Source organism: Pseudomonas lactucae, assembly GCF_036688725.1.
GTDB lineage: Bacteria > Pseudomonadota > Gammaproteobacteria > Pseudomonadales > Pseudomonadaceae > Aquipseudomonas > Aquipseudomonas lactucae.
The window spans coordinates 99,603-109,285 of sequence record NZ_JAQQPT010000015.1 but is presented as its reverse complement, the minus strand read 5'-3'; the positions used below and the strand labels follow the sequence as shown (position 1 = coordinate 109,285).

The 9,683-nt window shown below is 59.2% G+C and carries 10 protein-coding genes; 4 read left to right on the top strand and 6 right to left on the bottom strand.

Features of this window, described 5'->3' with window-relative positions:
• Positions 1-26 precede the first annotated feature (26 nt).
• A complete protein-coding gene (locus V6M90_RS18435) occupies positions 27-647 on the top strand; it encodes a response regulator transcription factor (protein ID WP_332846936.1) in 621 nt (206 codons plus the stop codon).
• A 158-nt stretch (positions 648-805) separates the two neighbouring features.
• On the opposite strand, the gene V6M90_RS18430 is transcribed toward V6M90_RS18435, so the two are convergent.
• Both V6M90_RS18430 and V6M90_RS18425 read right to left on the bottom strand, forming a co-directional pair.
• A complete protein-coding gene (locus V6M90_RS18430) occupies positions 806-1,201 on the bottom strand; it encodes a hypothetical protein (protein WP_042944641.1) in 396 nt (131 codons plus the stop codon).
• 381 nt (positions 1,202-1,582) lie between these two features.
• Positions 1,583-2,221 (bottom strand): LuxR C-terminal-related transcriptional regulator, encoded by a 639-nt coding sequence (locus V6M90_RS18425; protein WP_141063886.1) that lies wholly within the window; start codon positions 2,219-2,221, stop codon positions 1,583-1,585.
• Positions 2,222-2,317: 96 nt separating this feature from the next.
• On the opposite strand from V6M90_RS18425, the gene V6M90_RS18420 reads away from it, so the two are divergent.
• The 3 genes from V6M90_RS18420 to V6M90_RS18410 all read left to right on the top strand — a co-directional run bounded on the left by V6M90_RS18420 (position 2,318) and on the right by V6M90_RS18410 (position 4,852).
• On the top strand, positions 2,318-3,934 hold the full coding sequence (locus tag V6M90_RS18420; protein WP_003173798.1) for an ATP-binding response regulator: 1,617 nt from the start codon (positions 2,318-2,320) through the stop codon (positions 3,932-3,934).
• Between the two features lie 178 nt (positions 3,935-4,112).
• Positions 4,113-4,304, top strand: a complete 192-nt coding sequence (locus V6M90_RS18415; RefSeq protein ID WP_042944646.1) for a hypothetical protein — start codon at positions 4,113-4,115, stop codon at positions 4,302-4,304.
• A gap of 89 nt (positions 4,305-4,393) precedes the next feature.
• A complete protein-coding gene (locus tag V6M90_RS18410) occupies positions 4,394-4,852 on the top strand; it encodes a GFA family protein (protein WP_003173800.1) in 459 nt (152 codons plus the stop codon).
• 2 nt (positions 4,853-4,854) lie between these two features.
• Here V6M90_RS18410 and V6M90_RS18405 read toward each other — a convergent pair whose 3' ends face one another.
• The 4 genes from V6M90_RS18405 to mgtA form a co-directional block, all read right to left on the bottom strand.
• On the bottom strand, positions 4,855-5,382 hold the full coding sequence (locus tag V6M90_RS18405) for a DinB family protein (protein WP_003173801.1): 528 nt from the start codon (positions 5,380-5,382) through the stop codon (positions 4,855-4,857).
• Between the two features lie 233 nt (positions 5,383-5,615).
• Positions 5,616-6,425, bottom strand: a complete 810-nt coding sequence (locus V6M90_RS18400; protein WP_332846913.1) for a hypothetical protein — start codon at positions 6,423-6,425, stop codon at positions 5,616-5,618.
• An 18-nt stretch (positions 6,426-6,443) separates the two neighbouring features.
• Positions 6,444-6,791 (bottom strand): DUF2493 domain-containing protein, encoded by a 348-nt coding sequence (locus V6M90_RS18395; protein WP_042944648.1) that lies wholly within the window; start codon positions 6,789-6,791, stop codon positions 6,444-6,446.
• 65 nt (positions 6,792-6,856) lie between these two features.
• Positions 6,857-9,562, bottom strand: coding sequence for a magnesium-translocating P-type ATPase (mgtA, locus tag V6M90_RS18390; RefSeq protein WP_003173804.1), 2,706 nt, complete (start codon positions 9,560-9,562; stop codon positions 6,857-6,859).
• Positions 9,563-9,683 lie beyond the last annotated feature (121 nt).

Sequence of the window (9,683 nt, the reverse complement as noted above, 5' to 3'; positions counted from 1 at the left end):
GATCTGAACGGGTTGTGCTTGCTGATATGAGTTGCCGAATTGTCGTGGCGGACGGGCACCCGCTTTATCGAGAAGGGATGAGAGGGCTACTGCAATGTTTAATGCCTGAGGCAATCATAAAGCAGGCGGGAAACTTGGAAGAGGTCGGTGTTCTTCTAGAGCGCTGGCAACCGGTTGCCATGCTGTTTATCGAAGTGCGGTTGCCGGGATTGTGCTCCCTGCAAGCACTTGCAAAGCTGTGTAAGGAAAGAGTCTCTACTGCAATCATCGTTGTTTCGGCAATTGATGACGACGTGGTCATTGCGCGTGTGATGGAGGCGGGCGTCAATGGATTTATTGGTAAGAATGTTTCAGCCGAAGAAGTGCGCGACGCTATCAGCGCTATTCGTAATGGCCAAGTCATAGTCAAATACGAGCCTGCCGACGCACCTTTGTTCGAAGGTAAAGACGTTATGGGCAAGCTGACGTCAAGGCAGAGGGAAGTCTGGCGCTTGATCGCGCAAGGTAAAACCAACAAAGAAATTGCCGCTGAACTGGAAATCTCTCCCTATACCGTACGTATTCATGTGTCTTCGCTGATCCGTGTGTTGAATGTGCCTAACAGAGCGGTCGCCGCGGCGCGTTTCGCTGGACGCTACACCTGCTAGTCCGTGGGGTCCTCGTCCGCGCTCGATGGCGATGCGCAGGAATATCGACGCAATGATCAATGTCGGGATATCGGCGAGGGGCATCCAGGTGGCGGCATCACTGGATGCCGCCCCTGAGATCGGTGAGCGAACCGTTCGGCGGTCTTGTCAGGAACGGGTCAGTAAAGCCTGTAGTAATCCACCACGTCGTCGACGAAGTAAATGATCAGCCTCGACCCTTGGTTCTGGTTCTGGATCTTTTTAGTGTTGGTAGCACTGCTGACGTCATTGGCGACGCCCTGGGCTTTGGATACTTGTGCGGAGGCGTCGTACATCTTCAGGCTGGTCTCGGTCGAGACATATTTATGAGCCAGGGCCATGTACTTGTCGAGACCCTCTTCGCTCTTACTGTAGGTCCAGCTTGATTCGTTGCTTTTGCTGCTTGAATCAAGATGTTCCTCGGCTGGCGTGCCAAACAATTGCGTCACTTGAGTCTTGGTGGTCTTGCCGGGAATAAGGGTCTTTTTCAGGTAAACAACATCGTATTTTTGCGCTCCCGGGTTCAAGGAACTCATCAAGTCGCCAGTGTTTGCACAGCCTCCGAGGACGCCGGTGAGCAAGCAAAGTGTGAATCCGATTCTCAGTCTTTTTCCATATTTTAAGCACATAAGACGTACCTTGAGTTGTGTTATGAACTATTCCATTTCGACCGGATTTACGAAAAAGTTGACCCGCGGAGTGCAACTAATCGCCCCGTTGATTGCAGTGCGAATAAACACGCGAGAACGCGACAGCCTGACGGCTGAAGTGGGTTCCGGCATGCGTTCCGGTTTGCTGTTTTAAGACGTTGTCGAGCGTGCACAGCTTAGGGGGGAGTGTGAGCTGACGCTATAGTGCAGATGTGCTATAGGCGAAAAGCGTCTGTATCACCCTCATTGTTTGCGCCGTGTTGTGACTTATGTATCGAGTTTGCCCGCCCACCCGCTAATGCCGGGAAAGTTGCTGAATTGAGCCGCAGCTGCCGCACGCGTGGGCACCCCCAGGGATTTAAGCAGCGTGGAAACATGGATGCGTACGGTGAACGGAGAGATACCCAGTTGCTTGGCGATCTCCTTGTTGGTCTTGCCGGCGGCGATCAGGCCGAGCACTTGCTTTTGGCGGGCGGTGAGCGAGGAAAGGCTGGGATCTAAGACGGGGTTTTCAGGGTTGTATTTGATCACCACTTCGCCTTCACGAATCGCCATGATGGCGTCGGCAATGCCTGCTGGGTCAACATTCTTGCCGATAAAACCATCGGCGCCTTGCGCGATGACCTGGGAAATAATCTCCAGGTCGTCGATCATCGACACCACAATGATCGAGGTACGTTTGAACTCGTTGCGCAATTGGCCGATGGCGTGCGTCGACGTGATACCGGGGAAGCGCAGATCGAGGATCAACGAATCGACTTCCGCGCCGGATCGCGCCAATGCCAGCACTTCATCCAGATTACCCGCCTGCTCTATTACCGCCGCGGGCATAAGCCGCTCAAGGGTTCTCAGCATACCTTCGCGAAACAGAGGGTGGTCATCTGCCACTATGATTCTGTGCGTCATGCTCAAGGTCCATCTCACCTCCTGATCGGCGCATCGTAACGCAAACTGTAACTCTGTGTTTCAAATTTGAAGCGGGTTTCACGTTGGAGAATTGCAATGAACATGACGGAAAAGAACAGCGAGTTGGATCAGGCCACGTTGCGTTTGACGGTCAGCACCTGTGCCTCGTTGTACATTTTTGTGGTGGCCTGCCTGCCTTCCAGTGACTTCGCCACCTACGTGCCGATCATGTGGTACATGGCGTTTTTCATCAGCGTGGCGGTGCCTCTGCGCATGGCGATCAAGCGTTGGCCAGGACACTTCTTCTGGCGTCGATTGTTCGCCATGGCCCATGACTATACGGGCATCTCTTTCGCCATGGTTGTTGGCGGGGAAGGGGCGTTGCCGGTCTACGCGGCCTTGCTATGGGTCACGCTGGGCAATGGCATGCGCTTCGGCTCACGTTACCTGGCCGCCGCGACACTCATCGCTCTGGGCATGCTGATCATGATCTTCGTGCTGACGCCTTTCTGGCGTGGTCAGCCCTACATGTTCCTCATGCTGATCGTGACCACCATTGTGGTGCCTGCCTACGCCCATATCCTGCTCAAACGTACACGTATCGCATCGGAAGAAGCGATCGCCGCCAACCAGGAGAAGTCACGCTTCCTGGCCCAGGCCAGTCATGACCTGCGCCAGCCGATTCATTCCATCGGCCTGTTCACCGCATGCCTGCGCGACGCGAAGCTGGGCAGCGAAGAACTGCGCCTGGTGGACAACATTGACCGCTCGCTGCACACTGTTTCCCAGCTGTTCCGCTCGATTCTGGATATCTACACCCTCGACAACGGCAAGCTTGAACCGCAATCGGAGCCCGTGAACCTGGGGGCTCTGTTGCAGGATGTGGTCAAACAGAACACCGAAGCGGCCCGCTGGGCCGGGGTTGAACTGCGCCTGCGCCCTTGTCAGCATTGGGTGAACGTCAATGCCGGGTTGTTGACCACCATGGTGCAGAACCTGGTGTCCAACACGCTCAAATACGCATCCGGCCAGCCGGTATTGATCAGTGTGCGTCCCAGAGGTCGGGGGTTGGCTATTGTCATCTACGACAAGGGACGCGGTATCGCCGCCGAGCATTTGCCGAATGTATTCAAAGAGTTCTATCGGGTGCGTCATGCACGTGACAAGGACGTCGAGGGCCTTGGGTTGGGCCTGTCCATCGTCAAGCGTATCAGCCAACTGATCAATCTGGATATTCGGTTGGACTCCCGACTCGGCCAGGGCACATGCGCCACCATCCTGGGGCTGGAGCGCATCCTGCCACGTGCCGAGGCGCAACGGCCGCCGGCCACGCACAGCCGCCTGCAGGGCCTGCGGGTGTGCCTGGTGGAAGATGATGCCAATGTGCTGATGGCGACCTCGGCCTTGTTGGAAAAATGGGGATGCGAGGTGGAGACCCATAGCGATGGACTGAACGTGACGACCGACTGCGACATCGTCATTGCCGACTTCGACCTGGGTCCGAAAATTTCAGGCGCCGAGTGTATTGCCGCGATTCGCGAGCAGCGTGGCTGGGAAGTCCCGGCGATGATCATGACGGGGCACGAAATCGAGCGTATCCGCAGCACATTGACCCACATGAATATCTCGATCCTGTCCAAGCCGGTGCGTCCGCCCGAATTGCGAGCGACGTTGCTCGAACTGACCAAGCATTTCGCCAGACCGGTCGGTTAGCAGGCGGCTGTCTGCGTCCAGTGGCGCGGCCGGTGCCTTTACTTTTGAACAAGGATGGAGTTGTCAGAACACCTTCACGACGCTCGTTTTTGGAACAACGCAACACCTGCCACAACGCTGGATGAGGGTGTAAGGTAGTCTGCGCAACCCGTGGAAATCTCAGGAAAGCGAGGTGACTATGAGCGTTCCAATGTTGAAAAAGCTGCATCTGAATGGGTACCACATCGTGCAGGTCAACTACGGACCCTGGCGCGTGTGTACGCACAACGACCGGTTGGCGTCCTTCGACTCCCGTGAACAGGCGCTGGCGTATGCCGCGGCTCTTCCGGGGTACAAGGTGCGCCACAGGCCGGTGTCTAATGATGATTGAGTGTTAAGAAGAAGCCCTGGTTCGACCGGGGCTTCTGCATAGAGCGTCTACGAAAAACTGCTTCCCCTGATCATAAAAAGGACTGAATGATGAGTGTCGAAACCCTGCCGCAAGCGGGCAGTTGCCGTTGTAACCGCGTGCGCTTCAGCGTGAGCCAGGCGCCTGTGATCACCATGGCCTGTCACTGCACCGGCTGTCAGAAGATGACCTCCAGCGCGTTCTCCCTCAGCGCACTGTTCGCTGCCGACGCTTTCACCGTGACGCAAGGCTGCCCCGTGGTCGGCGGGCTGCATGGCCTGGATCGCCACTACTGCTGTTCCCATTGCATGAGCTGGCTGTTTACGCGTCCTCATGGCATCGATGAGTTCGTCAATGTACGCGCGACCTTGCTGGATAACGCCCACGATTACGTGCCGTTCATGGAAACATGGACCTGTGAAAAGCTGCCCTGGGCGGTCACTCCGGCTGTCGAGCACTTTGCGCAACTGCCTGAACCCCATGACTTTGCGCGCCTGATGCAGGCCTATGCCCAATTTCAGGCACGCTGAACTCAGTCGATCAGCGCCAGCAGGTCGGTGTCGCCAACATCCACCCCCGCCTGGGTCAGCAAGGTCGTCACTTGCCCTCGGTGGTGGGTCTGGTGGTTGAAGAAATGCGTCAGCAGGCTGAAAAACGGCTTGCTGGCCGCCACGCCGCGCATGTTGCGATAGTGCAGTTGCTGGTCGAGATCGGGCTCACGCAAGGTGCTGGCCCAGTCGAGGATCAATTGGTCCAGCCAGACGCGACGGGCCGCCAGCGCATCCAGGTCGACGAAGGCTAATTGCTTGAGGTCACCGGGCTGGGCGATGGTCTCCAGGGGGACCAACGCCGTGAAGCCTGTCGGGTGCTGGGCAAAGCGCTTGAGCCAGACCGTGTCACCCAGCGCCAGGTGATTGAGTGTGCCGAGAATCGAGCCGAAAAATGCCTGGCGATCCAGGCGCACTTGCGCCTCTGACAGCTGAGCGGCAGCGTCATAGACCTTGCGGTTCATCCACTGGTTGTAGGTGGCCATCAGCGCGATCTGTTCGATACGGTTCACGTCGCTTATCTCTCATCGGCTGCATGCCCGCTCGGTGGTCAGCATGTTGCGGCGGTGGCAGCTTGTGGTGGTTGAACGACAATACTATGCCCGCCGGGTCAGCCCCTGCATACCCGCGATGCCGACGGCATTGCGGGTATCTTCATCGCCTGACCCACCGCTGTCGCAGCCTCGCTAACGCTCCACAGCTGCTACGAGGCGGCGGATGCCGATTGCGATAACAACGGGCGGGCCTAGAAGCGTAGCGTGGCACCGGTAGTCAGCCACTGCGTGCGCTCGCCGATCAGGCTACGGCCGACCACCACATCAACATCGACAGACTCGCCCAGATGAAACCTGGGTCCGGCCTGCCACGCCTGGTCGCCGCCTGCCTGGCCATAGCGCTCGGCAACCAGCGTCAGCGCCTGTGCTGGCTGGTATTCAATACCGGTGCCCCAGGTCATACGGTGTTTTTCATCGCCATCATTGTAGGCGTGCGTCCAGCCGGCATTCAGGTTCAGTCGCAGCGGCGCCACCGGTTGCCAGGTAAGGGGCACATTAAGATCCGCGCCGTCGTAGGCGTGCCTGCGGGCCTGGGCCATGTGCGCAGCGGCCGAAACAGCCATCTCCAGTCCCAGCTCATCCCACGACCCGATGGGTGCCTTGAGCTGCGGGCTGAGTTGGGTTTCACCGTCGCCGCGTGACAGCGCCGCGCCCCACTGCACGGATGGCATTGCGCTGAAGGTGCAGGCCGGCGAGAGCGTTTCGCTGTGGCTGGCGCCATCGTGACGATTCGCGGTGTACCAAGCGTCGACATTGCATTCGCCTGGTGCATTGATGGCGCCATCGTCGACCATATAGGCGCCGCCGGCGGCATGTGCCCTGGATATCAGCGCGATCAGAGCAAGAGTGCCCAGGCTCAGGCCGATGAAGATCAGGTTGCGCCGCAGCGCGCGGCGTTTGGCCGGTGGCAGCAGCAACAACGTGGGGCGCGCGGCGCGATAGTGGCGTGCGCGGTATTTGGCAAACCCGTCCGGGCGCTTCGGGGTGTGTTGTTTGTGCATGATGCACCTCGCATGAGTTCAGCTTTCTACGGTCAGCACCGAAATGCCGCTGGCGTTGGCCTGGCAGACCAGCTCGCAGGTGTCTTCACCGCCCGGCAGGGCGATGACCACGTCGGGGCGGCTGTCGGTCAGCATGAAATGGTTGCGCTGGCGTTCGGCCTGTTTGCCGTGGCGCTGCCAGTTAGGCGGATAGCGCACCACGTCGATGCCCAGTTCCCGCGCCCACTCTTCAATGTCGCTGCCCAGGAACGAGTTGCCGCCGTGAATCAAAACCCGCACCGGGCGCAGGCGGTGGTAAGCATCCAGCACGTGGCGGGACTTTTTGCTGTCGGCGTAATGACGACCTGCACAGATCAAGATGCGCATAGTCAGTGTCCTTGTGTTGCGCGATGGCGGTCGGGCGACCGCCATCGTTCGGAGGGAGAGGGTGATCAGTACCACTGCTTGAAGCGGCGGATGTAGATCGTTTTCATCAGTTGGGCCACGCAGCAGTAGCTGAGCAAGGTGCCCACCAGCCATGGGAAGTACGCCAGCGGCAGCGGTTGCAGGCCCACCAGGGTGCCCAGCGGTGAGAACGGCACGTAGATACCCAGCGCGATGACCACGCAGGTCATCATCAACACCGGCCAGGCGGCGGTGCTCTGGAAGAACGGGATCTTGCGGGTGCGCAGCATATGCACCACCAGGGTTTGCGAAAGCAGGCCTTCGATAAACCAGCCGGACTGGAACAGGGTCTGCATCTCGACACTGTTGGCGGCGAACACGTACCACATCAGGGCGAAGGTGGTGATGTCGAAGATCGACGAGGTCGGCCCGATCCACAGCATGAAACGGCCGATATTTTTTGCGTCCCACTTGCGTGGCTGCGCCAGGTATTCCTTGTCCATCTTGTCCCACGGCAGGGCCAGCTGGGAGATGTCGTACATCAGGTTTTGCAGGAGCAAGTGGATCGCCAGCATCGGCATGAACGGGATAAACGCACTGGCCACCAGCACCGAGAACACGTTGCCGAAGTTGGAGCTGGCGGTCATGTTCAGGTATTTCATGATATTGCCGAAGGTTTCGCGGCCCTTGAGCACACCTTCTTCCAGCACCATCAGGCTCTTTTCCAGCAGGATGATGTCGGCCGACTCCTTGGCAATGTCGGTGCCGCTGTCCACCGAGATGCCCACGTCGGCATCGCGCAGCGCCGGCGCATCGTTGATGCCGTCGCCGAGGAAACCCACCGTGTGCCCATTGGCTTGCAGGGCTTTGAGCACGCGTGATTTCTGCAGCGGTGTCAGTTTGGCGAACACCGTGCGTTCTTCCACGTGGCGCGCCAGGGTGGCGTCGTCCATCAATTCGATTTCCACGCCCAGCAACGGCTGGCCGGGTTCAAGGCCGACCTGGCGACAGATCTTGCGGGTGACCACTGCGTTGTCACCGGTGAGCACTTTGACCGCCACACCGATTTCCTGCAGGGCGGCAATGGCTGGACCGGCGGTTTCCTTCGGTGGATCAAGGAAGGTCAGGAAACCCTGGATCACCAGGTTGCGTTCATCGGCGGTGGTGTACTGCTGGCGTGCCAACGCCTTGGGAATGTTGCGGGTGGCCACCACCAGCACACGGAAGCCGTCTTCGTTGTAGTCGTTGGCAATCGCCAGCAATGCCTCGCGGCGACGCTCATCCAGCGCCACGGCGGCGCCGTTCTCCATCACGTGTGTGGCAATGCTCAGCATCTCTTCCACGGCACCCTTGCACACCAGCAGATGGTCGTCGTCGGCGTTCTTGACCACGATCGACAGGCGACGGCGGACAAAATCGAACGGCAATTCATCCACCTTGCTGTAGGCAAACGGCGCTTGGAACTTGGGGTTCTGTTCGGAGAACTGCACCACGGCCTGGTCCATCAGGTTTTTCATGCCGCTTTGGTGGTGGCTGTTCAGCCAGGCCAGGCTTAACACCGCATCGTCGCGCTGGCCGAAGGCATTGACGTGATGTTCCAGGATGATCTTGTCCTGGGTCAGGGTGCCAGTCTTGTCGGTGCACAGCACATCCATCGAGCCGAAGTTCTGGATCGCATTGAGGCGCTTGACCACCACTTTTCGTTTGGCCATGGCTGTGGCGCCCTTGGCCAGGTTGGCGCTGACGATCATCGGCAGCATTTCCGGGGTGAGGCCCACGGCCACCGCCAGGGCAAACAGGAAGGCATCGCCCCAGTCACCCTTGGAGAAGCCGTTGAGGAAGAACACGATCGGGACCATCACCAGCATGAAGCGGATCAACAGCCAGCTGACGCTGTTGACCCCGCGATCAAAGGCGGTTTGCGTGCGCGAACCGACGATCGCCTTGGCCAGGGAGCCGAAGTACGTGCGCGGTCCGGTCGCCACCACCACGGCGGTGGCCCGGCCGCTGACCACGTTGGTGCCCATGAAGCAGATGTTCGGCAGGTCCAGCAGGTTGCCTTGGTCCGCGCTCACCGGGCCGGCGGATTTTTGCGTGACATCGCCGAGGGTGTCGTACTTCTCTACCGGCAAGGCCTCGCCGGTGAGTACGGCCTGGCTGATGAAGAGGTCGCGGGACTCGATCAGGCGGATGTCCGCCGGGATCATGTCGCCTGCCGACAGTTGCACGATATCGCCGGCCACCAGGTCGCGCATCGGCACTTCGCGCAGGGTCGGCGGGCTGCCAACCTGCTCACGGCGCAGTACCGTTGCGGTAGTGCGCACCATGGCTTTGAGGGTCTCTGCGGACTTGGCCGAGCGATGCTCCTGCCAGAAGCGCAGCAAGCTGCTGAGCAGCACCATGGTCATGATAATGATGACCTTGGTCGGATCGGCCTCTTCGCCTTGCCGCATCGGCAACCAGCAGTCGGTGAAGAAGCTGATCGCGCCCAGGGTCAACAGCACATAGATGAACGGGTTATGCAGTGCGTGCAGGAACTGCACGATGGCGTGCGGCGGCTTGTCGTGGGCGACTGCGTTGTGGCCTTCGCGTTGCAGGCGGGCAGCGGCGTCCAGTTCGGTCAGGCCCTCCCGGGTCGCGCGGACATTGGCCAAGGTGGCCTGCAGGCCGTTGTGGGCCTCGCGGGCGGCACGCATCGACAGCTTGGTGTCGGTGCTGGTTTTGCTCAATGGCGGGTTTTTTACGGCGCTCATGGTGTGTGCTCCTGTCGCCAATGCTCGACAAAACATACCCGTTACTTGCCTGGATACAGGCGAGCGAAAGCATGCCGAGTCGCAGACTTCGCGATCGGTTTAAATAAAGTTTCGAGTAACT